Origin of the sequence: Streptomyces sp. TN58 (genome assembly GCF_001941845.1) — a bacterium.
Lineage (GTDB): Bacteria > Actinomycetota > Actinomycetes > Streptomycetales > Streptomycetaceae > Streptomyces.
Genome location: NZ_CP018870.1, coordinates 691,810 through 708,465 on the forward strand (window position 1 = coordinate 691,810; position 16,656 = coordinate 708,465).

14 protein-coding genes are annotated in these 16,656 nt (G+C 74.3%); 5 read left to right on the forward strand and 9 right to left on the reverse strand.

Annotated features, from left to right (window positions below):
- Positions 1-68 precede the first annotated feature (68 nt).
- Both BSL84_RS03275 and BSL84_RS03280 read right to left on the reverse strand, forming a co-directional pair.
- The gene (locus BSL84_RS03275) at positions 69-1,652 is read right to left on the reverse strand and encodes an acyl-CoA synthetase (protein ID WP_045322920.1); all 1,584 of its coding nucleotides are present in this window, start codon (positions 1,650-1,652) and stop codon (positions 69-71) included.
- A 5-nt stretch (positions 1,653-1,657) separates the two neighbouring features.
- A complete protein-coding gene (locus BSL84_RS03280) occupies positions 1,658-2,773 on the reverse strand; it encodes a nitronate monooxygenase (RefSeq protein WP_045322911.1) in 1,116 nt (371 codons plus the stop codon).
- 257 nt (positions 2,774-3,030) lie between these two features.
- Between BSL84_RS03280 and BSL84_RS03285 the strand changes: the two genes are divergently transcribed.
- Positions 3,031-4,941, forward strand: coding sequence for a serine hydrolase domain-containing protein (locus BSL84_RS03285; protein ID WP_079273101.1), 1,911 nt, complete (start codon positions 3,031-3,033; stop codon positions 4,939-4,941).
- A gap of 16 nt (positions 4,942-4,957) precedes the next feature.
- Here the strand turns inward: BSL84_RS03285 and BSL84_RS03290 are convergent, their stop codons facing one another.
- Both BSL84_RS03290 and BSL84_RS03295 read right to left on the reverse strand, forming a co-directional pair.
- A complete protein-coding gene (locus BSL84_RS03290; RefSeq protein WP_030033787.1) occupies positions 4,958-5,359 on the reverse strand; it encodes a VOC family protein in 402 nt (133 codons plus the stop codon).
- Positions 5,360-5,612: 253 nt separating this feature from the next.
- On the reverse strand, positions 5,613-6,248 hold the full coding sequence (locus BSL84_RS03295) for a TetR/AcrR family transcriptional regulator (RefSeq protein ID WP_045322910.1): 636 nt from the start codon (positions 6,246-6,248) through the stop codon (positions 5,613-5,615).
- Positions 6,249-6,323: 75 nt separating this feature from the next.
- Between BSL84_RS03295 and BSL84_RS03300 the strand changes: the two genes are divergently transcribed.
- Complete coding sequence (locus tag BSL84_RS03300) at positions 6,324-7,496, forward strand: FAD-dependent monooxygenase (protein ID WP_075969756.1); 1,173 nt, start codon at positions 6,324-6,326, stop codon at positions 7,494-7,496.
- 72 nt (positions 7,497-7,568) lie between these two features.
- On the opposite strand, the gene BSL84_RS03305 is transcribed toward BSL84_RS03300, so the two are convergent.
- The 4 genes from BSL84_RS03305 to BSL84_RS03320 form a co-directional block, all read right to left on the reverse strand.
- Positions 7,569-8,582, reverse strand: coding sequence for an alpha/beta fold hydrolase (locus BSL84_RS03305; protein WP_078849105.1), 1,014 nt, complete (start codon positions 8,580-8,582; stop codon positions 7,569-7,571).
- A gap of 176 nt (positions 8,583-8,758) precedes the next feature.
- On the reverse strand, positions 8,759-10,330 hold the full coding sequence (locus BSL84_RS03310) for a phytoene desaturase family protein (RefSeq protein ID WP_075969757.1): 1,572 nt from the start codon (positions 10,328-10,330) through the stop codon (positions 8,759-8,761).
- A complete protein-coding gene (locus tag BSL84_RS03315) occupies positions 10,327-12,435 on the reverse strand; it encodes a serine/threonine-protein kinase (protein WP_045322905.1) in 2,109 nt (702 codons plus the stop codon). Before BSL84_RS03315 ends, BSL84_RS03310 begins: the two co-directional genes overlap by 4 nt.
- A gap of 26 nt (positions 12,436-12,461) precedes the next feature.
- Complete coding sequence (locus BSL84_RS03320; protein WP_079273102.1) at positions 12,462-13,427, reverse strand: oxygenase MpaB family protein; 966 nt, start codon at positions 13,425-13,427, stop codon at positions 12,462-12,464.
- 95 nt (positions 13,428-13,522) lie between these two features.
- Here BSL84_RS03320 and BSL84_RS03325 point away from each other — a divergent pair, with 95 nt between their 5' ends.
- From BSL84_RS03325 to BSL84_RS03335, 3 genes are all read left to right on the forward strand, one after another.
- Positions 13,523-13,717, forward strand: coding sequence for a hypothetical protein (locus BSL84_RS03325; protein ID WP_045322904.1), 195 nt, complete (start codon positions 13,523-13,525; stop codon positions 13,715-13,717).
- Between the two features lie 97 nt (positions 13,718-13,814).
- A complete protein-coding gene (locus tag BSL84_RS03330) occupies positions 13,815-15,149 on the forward strand; it encodes a geranylgeranyl reductase family protein (RefSeq protein WP_078849102.1) in 1,335 nt (444 codons plus the stop codon).
- Positions 15,150-15,297: 148 nt separating this feature from the next.
- The gene (locus BSL84_RS03335) at positions 15,298-15,471 is read left to right on the forward strand and encodes a CsbD family protein (RefSeq protein ID WP_030031066.1); all 174 of its coding nucleotides are present in this window, start codon (positions 15,298-15,300) and stop codon (positions 15,469-15,471) included.
- A 75-nt stretch (positions 15,472-15,546) separates the two neighbouring features.
- Here BSL84_RS03335 and BSL84_RS03340 read toward each other — a convergent pair whose 3' ends face one another.
- Complete coding sequence (locus tag BSL84_RS03340) at positions 15,547-16,656, reverse strand: SRPBCC family protein (RefSeq protein WP_075969758.1); 1,110 nt, start codon at positions 16,654-16,656, stop codon at positions 15,547-15,549.

Consider the following 16,656-nt stretch of genomic DNA (forward strand, 5'->3'; position numbering starts at 1 on the left):
GGCCCGGCACCGCACGGCCGTACGGGACCCGGCGGGTGGCGCGGGCGGGGCGCGCAGACGCCCGTGAGCTACATGGCGCGCTCGTGGCCCTCCCAGTACGGGTCGCGCAGCCGCCGCTTGTAGAGCTTGCCGTTCGGATCGCGCGGCATGGTCTCGATGAAGTCGACCGTCTTGGGCCGCTTGTACCCGGCGAGGTGCCGCTCGCAGTGGTGCAGGATCTCCGCGGCCAGGGCGTCGCCCGCCGCGAAGCCCTCCGCCGGTTCGACGACGGCCTTGACCTCCTCGCCCCAGTCGGCGTGCGGGATGCCGAAGGCTGCGGCGTCCGCGACGGCCGGGTGGGTGAGCAGCGCCGACTCGATCTCGGCCGGGTAGATGTTGACCCCGCCGGAGATGATCATGTCGATCTTGCGGTCGCGGAGGAAGAGGTAGCCCTCCTCGTCCATCAGCCCGAGGTCGCCGACGGTGAAGTAGTCCCCGATGCGGTTCTTCTTCGTCTTGCCCTCGTCCTTGTGGTAGCTGAAGCCGCCGGTGTTCATCTTCATGTAGACGGTGCCCAGTTCGCCCGGGGGCAGCCGGTTGCCGTCGTCGTCGAAGACGGCCAGTTCGCTGATCGGCCAGGCCCTGCCCACGGTTCCCGGTTTCTTCAGCCAGTCCTCGGCGGTCGCGAAGGCGCCGCCGCCCTCGCTCGCCGCGTAGTACTCCTCCACGCAGCCGCCCCACCAGTCGATCATCGCCCGCTTGACGTGGTCGGGGCAGGGCGCGGCGCCGTGGATGGCGTGCCGCATCGAGGAGACGTCGTAGGCGTCCTTCGTCTCCTGCGGGAGGGCGAGGAGCCGGTGGAACTGGGTCGGCACCATGTGGGTGTGGGTGCAGCCGTGGCCGTCGATCAGGCGCAGCATCTCCTGGGGCGTCCACTTGTCCATGAGGACGAGGGGGTGCCCGATGTGCAGGGCGGCGCCCGCGAACTGCAGGACGGCCGTGTGGTAGAGCGGCGAGCAGACCAGGTGGACGTTGCCGTCGAAGGGCCGGATCCCGAAGATGCCGAGGAAGCCGCCGAGGTACGTCTCCTCCGGGAGCTTGCCGGGCAGGGGGCGGCGGATGCCGCGCGGCCGGCCGGTGGTGCCGGAGGTGTAGTTCATGACCCAGCCGAGGGTGCGCCCCGCCGGGGGTGTCGGCGGCTGCCCGCGGAGGAGTTCGCCGTACGGCCGGAAGCCCGGGACCGCTCCGACCGCGTAGCGGTGGCTCGCGGGCAGGGCGGCCTCGTCGGCCGCGGCGGTGGCGGCGTCGGCGAAGCGCTCGTGGGCGATCAGGACCTTGGCGCCGGAGTCGGAGACGATCCACGCGATCTCGGGGCCCACGAGGTGGTGGTTGACGGGGACGAGGTAGAAGCCGGCCTGGGAGGCGGCGAGGTAGGCGGTGAGGAACTCGACGCCGTTGGGGAGGACGACGGCGAAGACGTCGCCCTTCTCCATTCCGGCGGCGCGCAGCCCGTGGACGAGCCGGTTGGCGTCGGCGTGCAGCCGGCCGGCGCTCCACTCCTCGCCGCCGGGGGTGGTCAGGACGGTGCGGCCGGGGTCGGCGGCGGCCTGGGCCCAGAAGCCGTTGGGGGGCTGCTGGCCGGCGGCGGGGGGCGTGGAGGTGGTGGCGGTCATGGCGGTCACGCCTCTCGGACTCGGCCGGCGATGCGGTTGATGCGGTCGATGGCCTTCTCGAAGCCGCCGGTGAGGTCGTCGAAGACGGCCTGGACGCTGCGTTCGGTGTTCATCCGGCCGACGATCTGGCCTACGGGGGTACCGAGCAGCGGCTGGACCTCGTACTTCTGGATGCGGGAGACGGCGTCTGCGACGAGGAGGCCCTGGAGCGGCATGGGCAGTGGGCCGGGGCCCGCCGGGTCGTCCCAGGCGTCGGTCCACTCGGTGCGCAGCTGGCGGGCGGGCTTGCCGGTGAGCGCGCGGGAGCGGACGGTGTCGCCGGAGCCGGCGGCGAGGAGTTTTTCGGTGAGGGCGCGCGAGTGGAGTTCGGCCTCGGTGGTGGTGAGCCAGAGCGAGCCGAGCCAGGCGCCCTGGGCGCCGAGGGCGAGGCCGGCGGCGATCTGCTCGCCGCTGCCGATGCCGCCGGCGGCGAGGACCGGAAGCGGTGCGACGGCCTCCGTGATCTCCGGGACCAGGACCATGGTGGCGATGTCACCGGTGTGGCCGCCCGCCTCGTAGCCCTGGGCGACGACGACGTCGATGCCGGCTTCGGCGTGGCGGCGTGCGTGCTTGGCGCTGCCTGCGAGGGCGGCGACGAGGATGCCGTGGTCGTGGGCGCGGGCGATGACGTCGGGCGGGGGGGAACCAAGGGCGTTCGCCAGGAGTTTGATGGGGTAGTCGAAGGCGACGTCGAGCTGGTTGCGGGCGACCTGCTCCAGCCAGCCGGTGATGCGCCAGCCGGACGCCTCGCCCTCGGGGAGCTCGGGGACGTGGTGCTTGGCGAGGGTGTCCCGGACGAAGGCGCGGTGCCCGGCCGGGATCATCGCCTCGATGTCGGCTTCGCTGATGCCGTCGACGGCCTTCTTGGCGGGCATGACGACGTCCAGGCCGTAGGGCTTGCCGCCGGTGTGCGCCTGCATCCAGTCGAGGTCGCGCCCCAGGTCGTCGGGCGCGGTGTAGCGGACCGCGCCGAGTACGCCGAAACCACCCGCCCGGGTGATCGCGGCGGCGACCGCCGGGAAGGGCGTGAAGCCGAAGATGGCGTGCTCGATGCCCAGTTTCCTGCTCAGCTCCGTCTCCATGGGCGGCAGGATGCCGCAGCCCGGCGGCCGAGGGAAGAGGTTTCCTGATGCAGTGTCAGATTCTTTACGGCCCGGTCGGTGGGGCGGGTGGCCGGGGGACGGGCAGATACCCAATAGCCTGCGGCACCTCAGCGGATCCGGGAGCCGGGAGGGTCCGGGAGGGCGGGCGGCCGGGAGGGACCGCGGGCGCGAAGTGCGGTCTACGGGTTGCGGATTGTCGGGTGCGGGTTGCGGGTTGCGGACGAGGAGGGCCGGACATGGCAGTGGACACGGGGGCCGAGGCGGTGGCGGAGGCCGGTACGGCAGCAACGGGCGGCACCGGCCGTGGACACCCGCACGCGCACGGGAGCGCCCCGGAGGCCGCACTCCGACAGCTTCGGCGGGGGCTGAGCCGGCGCCGACTCGGGGCGCGGCTGCTCGCGCTCGGCGGGGTGCTCGTCCTGCACGCCGCGCTGCCGGGGGCGGCGGGGGCGGCCGGCGCGGGGAGTCCGGCCGAGCGGCGCGCCCTGCAGGGGCTGCGCCTGCGGTACGGGTCCGCGCGCCAGGCCGGGCTGCTGGAGCGGCACCTGGAGGCGGTGGCCGACGAGGCCCGGCGGTTCCTGGGCCCCTCCCCCGAGCACCCCTACTACGCGGGGGCGGTGGTCCTCGCCGGGCGGGGCCGGACCGTGGCCCTGCACCGGGCCATGGGCCACGCCGTCCGGTACGCGGACTACGACGGACGGACCGACCGGGTCCGGGAGTTCCCCGCGGCCGAGCGGATCGCGATGGCCGAGGACACCGTCTTCGACCTGGCCTCACTCACCAAACTGTTCACGTCGATCCTGGCCGTGCAGCAGATGGAGCGGGGCCGCCTGGAGCTGGAGGCCCAGGTGCGCCGCTACCTGCCGGAGTTCACCGGCGGCGGCAAGGAGGCCATCACGGTCCGCCAGCTGCTCACGCACACGTCGGGGCTGCGCTCATGGGCGCCGTTCTACCAGGAGTCCACGCGCGAGGGGCGGCTGCGGCTGCTGTGGTCGGTCAGGCCGCAGGAGCCCCCGGGGTCCGTCTACCGCTACTCCGACCTCAACCTCATCGCCCTGCAACTGCTCCTGGAACGGATCACCGGTCGCACTCTGGACGTCCTGCTCCATGACGAGATCACCGCTCCGCTCGGCATGCACCGCACGCGGTACAACCCACCGCTCTCCTGGCGCCGCGTCACCGCCGCCACCGAGGTGCAGCGACCGCCCTGGTCCGGCCTGGACCGCGGCCTGGTGTGGGGCGAGGTCCACGACGAGAACGCCTACGCGCTCGGCGGCGTCGCGGGCCACGCCGGGGTGTTCGGCACCGCCTGGGACCTGGCCGTCCTGGCCCGCGCCCTCCTCGACGGCGGCGCCTACGCCGGCCGCCGGATCCTGCGCCCGGCCTCCGTGGAACTGCTCTTCACCGACTACAACACGGCCTTCCCGGGCGACGACCACGGCCTCGGCTTCGAGCTCTACCAGCACTGGTACATGGGCGCCATGGCCACCCCGCACTCGGCCGGCCACACCGGCTTCACCGGCACCTCCCTCGTCCTCGACCCCTCCACCGACTCCTTCCTGGTCCTGCTGGGCAACTCCGTCCACCCGGTGCGCACCTGGCGGGCCGGCAGCGCCCCGCGGGTCGCCGTCGGCAACCGCTTCGCCCGCGCCGTCCCGGTCCGTACCCGGCACGGCGGCGCGGCCTGGTTCTCCGGGACCGATCCCGGCGGCTCGGGCACCCTCACGCTGCCGCCGCTCACCCCGGCCACCGGCGCCGCCCGGCTGCGCTGCGCCGTGTGGTGGGACACCGTGCCCGGCGCGGGCGCCCTGCACCTGGAGGCGTCGGCGGACGGTGCGGACTGGGCGCCGCTGCCGTTCACCACGGTGCGGTCCACCGGCGGAGCCCCCGAGGAGTGGCCGCAGGGTTCGGTGGGCGGCTGGTCCGGGCGCATCTGGCACCGCCTGGAGGCCCCGCTGACGGCCGCCTGGGCGGGCCGCGAGGTACGGCTGCGATTCCGCCACATTGCCACCGGCCGCTATGTCGGCCGCGGGGTGTACGTGGACGTCGTACGCGTGGCGGAACCGGCCGGGCTGCTGTTCGCGGAGGACCGGCCGGACGACGCGGCCCGCGTCGAGGCCGTCGGCTGGACCCGGTCGGCGGACTGAAACCGTCCGGCGGGGGTCAGTCGCGCACCAGGCAGAAGGGGTGCCCCGCCGGATCCGCGTAGACCCGCCAGCCGCGCCCTTCTCCGCCGTCCGCCCCGCCCTCGCCGTCCGCTCCGTCCAGCAGGGTCCCGCCGGCCGCGAGCACCTGCTCCTGTGCGCGGTCCAGGTCCGGGACCGCGAGGTCGAGGTGGAACTGCTGCGGCCGGCTGGGGTCGGGCCAGTTGGGCGGCACGTGGTCCCTCGCGCGCTGGAAGGCGAGCACCGGTCCCGTCGGCGTGTGCAGCGTCGCCCAGTCCTCGTCGAGCGACCAACGCCGGTCCGGCTGGTCCACGTTGCCGCCCAGCAGCGACCGGTAGAACTCGGCGAGCACCCGCGGCTCGGGACAGTCCAGGACCACACACTGCAGTTCAGCGATCATGCCGGAATCCTAGGCGCCCGGATCGGACCCGTCGGCGAACTCCCGTATGGCGGCGGGGTCCAACAGAAAATCGTGCCCCCGGAGGGCGTACGAATCAAGCCGCGCGGAGGGGTGTATTTTCAGCCACGCCGGGCGTAGCGTGAGCGCACTCCACCAGGAGGAACGCGCCGGCCCTCCCGCCTTGATCCCGCCGGCGCGTACCGATGGAAGAGCCCCGCCGCCACTCCCCCGGTGCGGCGGGGCTCTTTCGCGTTCAGGCCGGGTCCGCCAGGGCCGCGGCGAGCATGCGGCGGGCCACGGCGGTCAGTTCGGCGAGGTCCGGGGCCGGGCGGGAGCGGGCCAGGGCGCCGGCCAGGCGGTCGTAGAGGAGCCCTTCCGTCCAGGCGACGAGCAGTTCGGCGGCCTCCTCCGGCCGGTCGGAGCCGAGCGCGGCGACGATGCCCGCCGCCCGCGCCCGGGCGCCCCGCCCCGCCCGGTGCAGGTCCGCCTCCAACTCCGGGTTGCGGGCCGCCTCCAGGCTGAGTTCGAAGCGGGCCAGCTGGCGCTCGCGCCCCACCGTCAGCCAGCGGTACAGCAGCCCGGCCAGCGCCGCCGCGGCCGCCTCCCGGTCCGGCGCCGCGCCCGCGCGGGCCGGCGGGGCGGCGGCCTGCGGGGGGCTGCCCTCGTCCACGTCCGCGAGGTCCAGCTCGGCCAGGCGCTGGTAGCAGGCTCCGATCAGGGCCGTCCTCGTACGGAAGTAGTACGAGGTGCTGCCCGCGGGCAGCACGGCGGCGGCGTCGACCGCGCGGTGGGTCAGGCCCCGGAGGCCGACGGCGGCCACGAGGCCGATCGCGGTGTCGGCGATCAGCGTTCTGCGATCGGCGGAGGGCGCGGAGGGAGGGGTGGACATCGGGCCACTCTACAGCTGTAGAGTGAACCTCGCCCTCTACAGATGTAGAGGCTGAGGGGAAGGCAGGGATCCGTCATGTCGGCAGTTCAGCTTCACGCGCTCGTCGCGGGCGCGGGGATCGGCGGGCTCACCGCGGCCCTGGCGCTGCACCGCAAGGGCTGGCGGGTGACCGTGTGCGAGCGGGCGACCGGCCCGGCCGCCGTCGGCGCCGGGATCGTCCTCGCCCCCAATGCCCTGCGCGCCTTCGACGCCATCGGCTTCGACCCCGCACGCGCCGCGGGCCGCGCCCTGCCGGCGGCCATGGGCCTGCGCCGTCCCGACGGCCGCTGGCTGAGCCGCGCCGACACCGCGGCCCTGGTCGCCCGCTATGGCGGCCCGCCGCTCGCCGTGCACCGCTCGGCCCTCGCCGACGCCCTCGCCGACGCGCTCCCCGGCGGGACGATCCGCTACGGCGTCACGGTCACCTCCGTGGACGGCGCCGACGGCTTCCCCGTCGTGCGCACCTCGGCCGGCGACCTCGACGGCTGCGCCGATCTCGTGATCGCCGCGGACGGGATCCACAGCCCGCTGCGCCGCCGGTACTTCCCGGACCACCCTGGCCTGCGCCACAGCGGGGAGACCGCCTGGCGCACCGTCCTGCCGGCCGGCGCGATCCCCGCCGGGGCGGCGACGGCCGAGACCTGGGGTCGCGGCGAGCGCTTCGGGGTGGTCCCGCTCGCCGACGGAAGGACGTACGTCTACGCCACCGCCGTCGCACCCGAGGGATACCGTCCCTCCGACCTCCGCGCCGAACTCCTGCGCCGCTACGGCGACTGGCACGACCCGATCCCGTCCCTGCTGGAGCGGATCGACCCGGCGGCCGTGCTCCGCCACGACCTCTACGACCTGGCGGCCCCGCTCCCCCGCTTCCACCACGGCCGCCTGGCCTGGCTCGGCGACGCCGCCCACGCCATGACGCCCAACCTGGGCCAGGGCGGGTGCCAGGCCGTCGAGGACGCGGTGGTCCTCGCCTACCTGCTGGACGGGGCCGGGTCCGCCGGGGTGCCGGCGGCCCTGGCCGCCTACAGCGCGGCCCGCTGCGCCCGCACCGACGCCATCCGCGTCCGCGCCCGACGCGCGGGCCGGGTCGCCGCCGTCAGCCATCCCCTGGCCGTGGCCCTGCGCGACCTCGCCGTGCGCGCCACGCCCGCCCGGGCCGCGCACCGGGCGCTGGACGAAGTCTTCGACGGGTTCGCCCTTCCGGCCTGAACGGGCGGCCCGCCCGGCGGCGTCGACCCTCTCGGGGCGGCGGGGCCGCTCTCGGGGCGGCGGGGGCGTCGCTCAGCGGCAGGTGCGCGCCACGCGCTCCAGCTCGTCCGCCCACACGGCCGGATCCAGCGGGCCGACGTGCGGTGCGGCCAGCGCCCGTACGCGGAAGCGGTTGCGCGGGGTCACCTCGTCCGCCTCACGGATCATCAGGTCCTGGAGGGCGGGCGGGATGGCCCGGTCCTCGCCGAACCGCAGGAAGGTGCGGGGCACCCGCCCCCACCGGTCGGGCAGGCCGCGGGCGTCGGCGGCCCCGATGGCCGCGGACTCGTCCGGTTCGAGGATGTTCAGCAGGGCCCGGACCTGCGTGTCGGGCCAGTCGGCCGCCAGCGCGTCCTTGGCCGCCGCGAAGAAGGCCGGGTCGGCGGACCGCCAGTTGAGCCGGTTGACGCCGAGCTCGGGAGGCGTCTTGACGGAGGGGATCCGGAACAGGGCGCTGGTGGCGGCTTCCGGGGTCGTCATCAGCTCCAGCACCGAGCGGTGCCGCGTCGGGCAGAACGCCGACGCGTACACCAGGTGGGAGATCAGCTCGGGAACCTGGTTGGCGACCGCGTTCAGCGTGGCGCCGCCCAGGCTCTGGCCGACCAGGACCACCGGCCCGTTGCGGTGCGCCTTGCGCACGGCCTCGACGACGTGGGCGGCGAAGTCCGCCAGCGTGACCGACCCGATCGGTGAGGGCTCCACGGCCAGCCGCTCCAGGTCCTGCGGGGCCTGGTAGGAGACGGGGAAGTAGGCGTCCGGCCCGTGTCCCGGCAGGTCCACCGCGATGGCCCGGTGGCCGCGCAGGCCCAGCTCCCGCAGGACCGGCACCCAGCCGTAGGAGTTGCTTCCGGAGCCGTGGACGAGGACGAAGACGGGTGCGCCGCGCCTGCGTGTCTCCGCGTGCGCGGCAGAGGTTCCCGCCCCCGCCGCCGCCACCGCTCCGGCTCCGGCCACGGCCGCCTTCAGCACACCGCGCCTGGTGCGCCCGGCGGGACGCCGCGTGCCGCCGATGTCACTCGTGCCGCTCACATCACTCGCGTTACTCATGGGTAACACCCTAGACCAGGGCGCCAGTTGACCGACCGGTTCCGGTCAGCCGCCCGTACCGGCCGCCCGTCCGGACGCCGCCCCGCGCCTAGCGGGTGTCGTCGAAGTCCCGTCTGGGTGGCGAGGTCCGGCACGCACGCCCTCACGGGCGGCCGACGCCGCTTTGGCAACACCCCCTAGCGGCCCAGTACCGCCATCGCCGCGTTGTGCCCGGGGATCCCGCTGACGCCGCCGCCGCGGACCGCGCCCGCGCCGCACAGCAGGACGTTGCGGTGGGCGGTCTCCACGCCCCACCGCCCGCCGTCGGGGTCCGCGTACGGCCAGGAGAGGTCGCGGTGGAAGATGTGGCCGCCGGGCAGCCGCAGTTCGCGTTCCAGGTCCAGCGGGGTCTTCGCCTCGATGCACGGGCGCCCGTCCGCGTCGAAGGCCAGGCAGTCGGTGAGCGGTTCGGCCAGGTGCGCGTCGAGCTGCGCGAGGGTGGCGGTCAGCAGCACCTCGCGGGCCTGCTGGTTGTCGTGCCCGAACAGGCGGGCCGGGGCGTGCAGCCCGAAGAGGGTGAGCGTCTGGTAGCCCTGCTCGACCAGTTCGGGTCCCAGGATCGTCGGGTCGGCCAGCGAGTGGCAGTAGATCTCCGAGGGCGGTACGGACGGCAGTTCCCCGGCCGCCGCCTCCGCGTAGGCCCGGGCGAGCTGGGCGTACCCCTCGGCGATGTGGAAGGTCCCTCCGAAGGCCTCACGGGGGTCGACGCCGGTGTCCCGCAGCCGGGGCAGCCTGCGCAGCAGCATGTTGACCTTGAGCTGGGCGCCCTCGGGCGCCGTCGCCGGGCCCTGGGGCGCCTCCTCGCCGAGGAGTTCGGCCAGCGCCCGCGGCGATGCGTTGACCAGCACCGTACGGCCGACGACGCGGCCCTCGCCCGCCGCGGTACGGAACACCACCTCGGCCGGAGCGACCCCGTCCGTGTCGATCCGCAGCACCTCGTGGCCGGTGGCGATCTCAGCGCCGGCCTTGGTGGCCGCTGCGGCGAGGGCGTCCGTGAGGGCGCCCATGCCGCCGACGGGGACGTCCCAGTCGCCGGTCCCGCCCCCGATGACGTGGTACAGGAAGCACCGGTTCTGGGCGAGTGAGGGGTCGTGGGCATCCGCGAAGGTGCCGATGAGGCCGTCCGTCAGGACCACCCCGCGGACCAGGTCGTCGGTGAAGTGCCGTTCCACCGCCTGCCCCAGGGGCTCTTCGAACAGCATCCGCCACGCGGCCTCGTCGTCGATCCGGGCCCGCAGCTCCGCCCGGGTGGGCAGCGGCTCGGTCAGCGTCGGGAACACCCTGCGGGCCATCCGCCCGGTGGTCGCGTAGAAGGCGCGCCAGCTGTCGTACTCCCGGTCCGAGCCGGTCAGCCGGGCGAAGGACTCCCGGGTGCGCTCCTCGCCCCCGCCGACGAGCAGTCCGCCGGGCCGCCCTTCGCGTTCGGTCGGGGTGTACGAGGAGACCGTGCGCCGGCGTACGGCGAAGCTCAGTTCCAGGTCGCGCACGATCTTGTCGGGCAGCAGGGAGACCAGGTACGAGTAACGCGAGAGACGGGCGTCGACGCCCGCGAAGGGTCTGCTGGAGATCGCCGCCCCGCCGGTGTTGCCGAGCCGCTCCAGGACCAGCACCGAGCGGCCCGCCCGGGCCAGATAGGCGGCGGCCACCAGCCCGTTGTGCCCGCCGCCCACGATCACGTCGTCGTACACGTCCCGCCCGAAGGTCGTCATGGCTCTTGGTAGCACACCTGGCCGAGCCGCTCCAGACAGTGGGCCTCGTCGGCGTGGGCCAGCACCGTCTCGGGATGCTCGTCGCCCAGGGACCGTTCGCGGATGCCGGACAGGTCGCGGTAGATCGGCAGGGCCTCGTCCCAGCGGCCCAGCCGGCCCAGCCCGACGGCCAGTTCGCGGCGGCTGACCAGGGTGTCCGCGTGCTCGGCGCCGAGCGTCCGGGCCCGGGCCGCGGCAACCTGGCGGGCCTCGGCCACCGCCTCCTCCCACCGCTCCAGGCGGCCCAGGTTGACGCCGAGGACGTGCCGGGCGCGCAGGGTCTCGGGGTCGGCTGCCCCGTAGGCGCGGGTGCGGTCGCGGACCAGGGCGCGGAAGAGGTCGAGGGCTTGGGCGCTGCTGCCGGTGCGGCCGAGGGCGATGCCGACCTCGTAGCGGGCGGCCAGGGTGTCGGGGTGGTCGTGGCCGAGGACGCGTTCGCGTGCGGCGGCGACCTCGCGGAAGCCGGCCAGGGCCTCCCGCCAGCGGTCGAGGCGGCCGAGTACGTACGCCGCCTCGTAGCGGGTCAGCAGCGTGTCGGCGTGCTCGGCGCCGAGGACGGCCGCCCGGTCCGCGGCGACCGCGACGGCGGTGGTGTGGGCCTCGGCGTACCGGCCCAGGGCCCGCAGTGCGCAGGCCAGGTTGTGGCGGCAGCGCAGGGTGTCGGGGTGGAGCTGTCCCATGGTCCGCTCGCGGGCGGCGAGGACGGCGCGGTAGACGTCGTGCGCTTCCTGGTGGCGGCCGAGCCGGCCCATCTCGTACGCCGCCTCCTGGCGTGCGGCGAGGGTGTCGGGGTGGTCCGGGCCGAGAACCCGGGCGCGCCCGTCGGCCACGGCGGCGTACACGGACAGCGCCTCCTCGCTGCGACCCGCACGGCTGAGGGCGTAGGCGCGGGCGTGGCCGGCCGCGAGGGCGTCGGGGCCGGTCTCGCGCGGACCGGCGGGGCGCGGGAAGCCGTAGGCGGCGGTGAGGCGGGGGTCCTCGGCCGGCGCGGGCCGCACGATGGTTCCGCCCGGGCGGACCGCGTACGGCGTGCCGCCCGGGCGCGGGACCGGCTGTTCCCCGCTCGGGCGCACGGCCGTCCAGGAGCCGGTGAGCACGGCCCAGGCGCCGCTCGCGGGACGCGCGTCGACGCCTGCCATGCGGCCGGCGGTCATACCGCGGGCCCAGGCCGGGAGCGGGGCGGGGCCGCCGGCCGGGCCTCCGTGGCCGAGCCGGGAGCCGACGAGGCCGCGGTGCACGTCGCGGGCGTCCTGGGGACGGTCGTCGGGGCACTTGGCGAGCAGGTGCAGGACGACCTGCTCGAAGTAGCCGGGCAGCTCGGGGCGGTGCTCGCGCAGCGGCACGGGCGGGGTGTCGCGGTGGCCGATCAGGACCGACCAGGAGTCGCCGAGGTCGAAGGGCGGGGCACCGGTGGCGATCTCGTACAGGACGCAGCCGAGGGAGTACAGGTCGCTGCGGTGGTCGACCTCGCCGCCCGCGATCTGCTCCGGCGACATGTAGTGCGGGGTGCCCATGGCCATGCCGCCGCCGGTGAGCTTGGCGGTGAAGCCGATGTCGTGCGCGAGCCGGGCGATGCCGAAGTCGCAGATCTTCACGGTGCCGTCGACGAGCCGCATGATGTTGGCCGGCTTCAGGTCGCGGTGGACGACGCCCTGGTCGTGGGTGTAGCCGAGGGCGGCGGCCATCTGCTCGGCGATGTCGACGACCACGTCCACGGGCAGCGGACGGGTCTGGTTGTCCTCCATGAGCTGGCTGAGGTTGCGGCCTTCGAGCAGCTCCATCACGAGGTAGAGGGGGCCGCCGGCCGCGCTGTCGTCGCCGAAGTCGTGGACGACGGTGACGCCGCGGTGCTGGAGGGACGCGGCCACGCGCGCCTCGCGCCGGAAGCGCTCGCGCAGTACCTGCGTGAAGTGGGCGTCCTGTTCGGCGCCGAGGGGTTTCAGGCATTTGACGGCGACGTGCCGGCCCAGCGATTCGTCCCGGGCGCGCCATACCTCGCCCATGCCGCCGCGCCCGATCAGATCGAGCGACCGGTACCGGCCCTGGATCAGTCTGGACTCCGCCATGTCTTGAAATCGCCCCCGTCGTCGCGCTACGCCCTCCCCGGCCGGTCCAGTATGGCCGCTGATGTACGCAGTGTGTACGGGGAGGGGCGGCTCGCGGGGCCCATGCGGCGCATCGCTTTCAAGATGTGACCTGGCGGCAGCTGCCACCGCAGACCTGCGGGAATGCTGCGCAGCACGCGTCCGGTGAGGCGCAGGCGCCGGGTGACGCTGAGGGGGGAGGGAGCGGGCCGGCCGTACAGCTGGTGCGCCCATCCGGGGAGGGAGCCGTACGCGAGGCCGGCGAGCGGGCGCCACAGCAGGTTTCGGCCAGGCACCAGGAGGGGATGGACGGGCGGGCCGCGCAGGAAGTCGTCCACGGCGAGGGCGTCGGGCCCGGCGGCGAGCTCGGGGCGGACGGTGTCGAAGTAGGCGGCGAGCTGGGCGGTGGTGGCGGGGACTCCGGCCGGGTCGAGGCCGACGAGGCGGGCGTTGACGCGGTTCTCGTCGACGTATCGGTCGGCCTGGGCGGCGGTGAGGACGACGCCCGAGCGGCGCAGGACGTGCAGGAAGCTGTCGATCTGCGCGCAGTGGATCCACAGCAGCAGCGCGGGGTCGTCCACGGGGAAGGTACGGCCGGTGGCCGGGTCGGTGGCGGAGAGCCTGCGGTGGATGGCGCGGACCCGGCCGCCGGCGCGCTCCGCGGCCTCGGTGGTGCCGTAGGTGAGGGTGCCGACGAAGTCGGCGGTGCGCATCAGCCGGCCCCACGCGTCGCGCCGGAAGTCGGAATTCTCCATGACCCCGCGGACGGCGCGCGGGTGGAGGGCCTGGAGGTAGAGGGCGCGGACCCCGGCGATCCACATCATCGGGTCGCCGTGGCACTGCCAGGTGACGGACGCGGGGCCGTAGAGGCCCGGGTCGGGGCCTGGCGGCGTGGCAGCAGCGGGCCCGGGTCCGTGGTCCTGCCCCTGCCCCCTTCCGGGCCGGGGCTCCGGTCCGGTCGCGGTGTTCCCCATCCCGTACCTCCCGTAGCAGGCGCCCGGCGCCTCCAGCCTAGGGGGTGTCCGGTACCCCCGGGTGTCCCCCGCCCCGGAGCGGGCAGGTGCCTGGCGTGAAGGTCATACCCGGGCGGTACGGACGCAAGCGGCGGCGCCGTCGGGCGCTCGCCCGTCTGCGGCCCCGCGCCGTCCTCCTGCGGATCGGCCGGCGGCTGACGGTGTGGAGTCTGCGCCTCGCGGTATGGGGTGCGCGCAAGGCACTGCGCCGCATGCTGCGTGTCCTGCTTCCCGGTCTCGCGGCCGTGTGACGGGCCCGACGGGACGGCACGGTGCACTCGTGGGCGGCGTCCCGGTCCGATCGGCGAGCCGCCCCCCGGAGCAGGGGCCGGGCGGCATAGTGGTGGGGTGAGCACCGAACACGACGACGGCGGCGACGGCGCCCCTGCCACCCGTTCTCCGGAGCCGGGAGGCGGGGAGGGCGAAGAGGCGCACGTCATCGTGGTGGGGGCCGGACCGGCCGGTTCCGCCGCGGCGGTCCACCTGGCCCGGGCGGGCCTGGAGGTGCTGCTGCTGGAGAAGAGCGGCTTCCCCCGGGAGAAGGTGTGCGGCGACGGCCTGACACCGCGGGCCGTTCACCAGCTCGTACGCCTCGGCGTCGACGTCAACGCTGCGGGCTGGATGCGCAACAGGGGCATGCGGTGGGTGTGTGAGGGAAACCAGGTCGAGCTGGACTGGCCGCTGCTGGGCAGCCTCCCCGATTTCGGTCTGACCCGCAGCCGCCACGACTTCGACGATCTCCTCGCCGCCCATGCCCGGGCGGCCGGTGCCCGACTGCGGACCCATGTGAAGGTGACGGGCCCCCTCACCGACCGGTCCGGGCGCATCACCGGGGTGGCGGCCATTCGCGGCCCGGAGAAGCAGCCCGTCACCTACCGGGCGCCGCTGGTCGTCGCCGCCGACGGCGCGTCCGCGCGGATCGCGGTCGCCCTGGGCCTCGCGCGCGACGCGGGCCGCCCGGTCGCCGCGGCGGCCCGCCGCTACTACCGCAGCGAAGCCCGCACCCATGACCCGTACCTCGAACTCTGGGCCGATCTGCGCTGTCCGCAGACGGGGCTGGACCTCCCCGGCTACGGCTGGGTGTTCCCCCTCGGTGACGGACGCGTCAACGTCGGCCTCGGCGCCCTGCCGCAGCGGCGCAGCCGGCCTGTGGACCTTCGAGCCGCCATGGAGCACTGGCTCCCCCGCCTCCCCTCGGGCTGGGGCGTACGCGAGGACAACGCGGCGTCGCCGCTGCGCAGCTCGCCCCTGCCGATGGGGATGAACCGGCGGCCGCAGTACCGCCGCGGTCTGCTGCTGGTCGGCGACAGCGCGGGCATGGTCAGCCCGTGGAGCGGCGAGGGCATCGGCCAGGCCATGGAGGCCGCGGAGGTGGCGGCGGAGACCTGCGCACTGGCCTTGGCCCGGCCGGCCGGGCCGAGGCGCGAGCACGCACTGCACCAGTACCCCGCGGAGATCCACCGCCGATGGGGACGCTATTACCGGCTGGGCAACCTCGCCAGTGACCTCGTCTTCTCCCGCTACGGCTTCCGGGCGCTCCTGCACCCTCGCGTCATGGCCTCGCCGGTACTCGTACGGACCCTGGCCCGGCTGCTCACCGACGTGAGCGCCGATCCGGGTCGGGACACCATCGACGCCGTCCTGCACACGCTCCTGCGTCTCGTTCCGGCGCCTCGGCCCTGACGGGTGCCGGACCGTCCGGATCGGGCGGATCGGGCGGATCGGGCGGATCGGGCGGGGCCGGTAGAGGTGTGCGCGCTGCCGGAACGGGCACCCGCTGAGTGGCGGGATGCGACCCCGTCTTCGAAGGCAGGTTCTGGAGGTGTCGAGGATGGCCGCAGGGAAGAAGGCCAAGAACATCGGCAAGTCCGTCAAGGGAAAGACGAAGGAGGTCACCGGCAAGGCCGTCGGCAACGAGAGCCTGGAGATGAAGGGGCGTGCCGAGCAGGCGGCGGGTGATGCGAAGCAGGCCGCGCAGAAGGCGAAGGACGCCCTCAAGCACTGACGAACGCGCGGCAGGCACAGGACGAGAGGCCGACGGCCGAGCCGCCGGCCTCTCACCGGTCCGGATGCGCCGCTCTCAGCGCCGCCGGGACCGCCGGGGCGGTGCTTCCTCCTCCGGTTCCTCCTCCTCGCCCTCGTCGTCTGCGTCGTCCTCGTAGTCGGCTTCGTCGTCGTACTCCTCGCCGCCGTCGTCGGGCTCGTCACCCGCCCCTTCCTCGTCCTCCTCGTCCTCGTACTCCTCGTCGTCGGCGTAGCCGTCCTCGTCCCGGTCGGCTTCCCCCTCGCCCTCGTCGTCCTCGGAGTCCTCGTCGGCGCCCTCCTGGCCCTCCCCGCCCTCTTCCGGCTCCTCCTCGGACGCCGCCTCCTCCTCTTCCATGGCCTCTTCGTGCGTGACGACGACCTCGCCGTCCTGGATCTCTCCGCGCCAGCCCTCCGGCTCCTCGTTGGAGAGGGTGACGAAGCGGTTGAAGTTCTTCAGGTCGAGCCGCATGCGCCGGCCCTGGGCCCGCCAGATGTTCCCGGTCTTCTCGAAGAAGCCGGCGGGGTAGTACTCGACGACGAGGACGATCCGGGTGAGCGACGGGGCCAGCTCGTGGAAGCTCACGCAGCCGCGCGTGGTTCCCTTGGCGCCCTCCGAGGACCAGACGATCCTGTCGTCCGGCACCTGTTCCTGGATCGTGGCCTTCCAACTGCGGGTGGACGGTCCGACCTTGACCTTCCAGTCCGTGGTCGTGTCGTCGTTCTGCGAGACGCTGCGCACACCTTTGGCGAAGCTGCTGAAGTTCTCGTACTGGGTCCAGTGGTCGTAGACGGTGCGCAGCGGCAGTCCCACGTCCATGGTCTCCATGATGTGCATGGCCTTGGTGCCGCCCTTGCGCCCCTTGCCCTTGCTCTTGCCTCCGAACAGGCTGCCGGCCGTTTCACCGACCTTGTCCTTCAGCCCGCTCACCGTCTGCCCGAGCACGGCTTTCACCGGTGAGTCGCCCTGGAGGATCTTGCCGCCGATGCCGGCGAGGGAGCCTCCGTTCTCCGCGACGTCGGAGAGGCGGTCGGTGAGGTCTCCGACCTTGTCCACGGCCTTGTCCGCCAGGTCCTCGGCCTGGGCGGAGACGTAGGCACCGAGTTCTCCGAGCAGCTTGTCGAAACCGGACTGTCCGTCCTTGGAGCCCTGCTGTGTGGTGGCCAT

Bases quoted from the DNA above. Each gene is read 5' to 3' on its own strand.
- BSL84_RS03300 (WP_075969756.1), top strand. From the start codon at position 6,324: ATGTCGGCAGTTCAGCTTCACGCGCTCGTCGCGGGCGCGGGGATCGGC.
- BSL84_RS03335 (WP_030031066.1), top strand. From the start codon at position 15,298: ATGGCCGCAGGGAAGAAGGCCAAGAACATCGGCAAGTCCGTCAAGGGA.
- BSL84_RS03310 (WP_075969757.1), bottom strand. From the start codon at position 10,330: ATGACGACCTTCGGGCGGGACGTGTACGACGACGTGATCGTGGGCGGC.
- BSL84_RS03340 (WP_075969758.1), bottom strand. From the start codon at position 16,656: ATGGCCACCACACAGCAGGGCTCCAAGGACGGACAGTCCGGTTTCGAC.
- BSL84_RS03315 (WP_045322905.1), bottom strand. From the start codon at position 12,435: ATGGCGGAGTCCAGACTGATCCAGGGCCGGTACCGGTCGCTCGATCTG.
- BSL84_RS03290 (WP_030033787.1), bottom strand. From the start codon at position 5,359: ATGATCGCTGAACTGCAGTGTGTGGTCCTGGACTGTCCCGAGCCGCGG.
- BSL84_RS03280 (WP_045322911.1), bottom strand. From the start codon at position 2,773: ATGGAGACGGAGCTGAGCAGGAAACTGGGCATCGAGCACGCCATCTTC.
- BSL84_RS03285 (WP_079273101.1), top strand. From the start codon at position 3,031: ATGGCAGTGGACACGGGGGCCGAGGCGGTGGCGGAGGCCGGTACGGCA.
- BSL84_RS03295 (WP_045322910.1), bottom strand. From the start codon at position 6,248: ATGTCCACCCCTCCCTCCGCGCCCTCCGCCGATCGCAGAACGCTGATC.
- BSL84_RS03275 (WP_045322920.1), bottom strand. From the start codon at position 1,652: ATGACCGCCACCACCTCCACGCCCCCCGCCGCCGGCCAGCAGCCCCCC.
- BSL84_RS03320 (WP_079273102.1), bottom strand. From the start codon at position 13,427: ATGGGGAACACCGCGACCGGACCGGAGCCCCGGCCCGGAAGGGGGCAG.
- BSL84_RS03305 (WP_078849105.1), bottom strand. From the start codon at position 8,582: ATGAGTAACGCGAGTGATGTGAGCGGCACGAGTGACATCGGCGGCACG.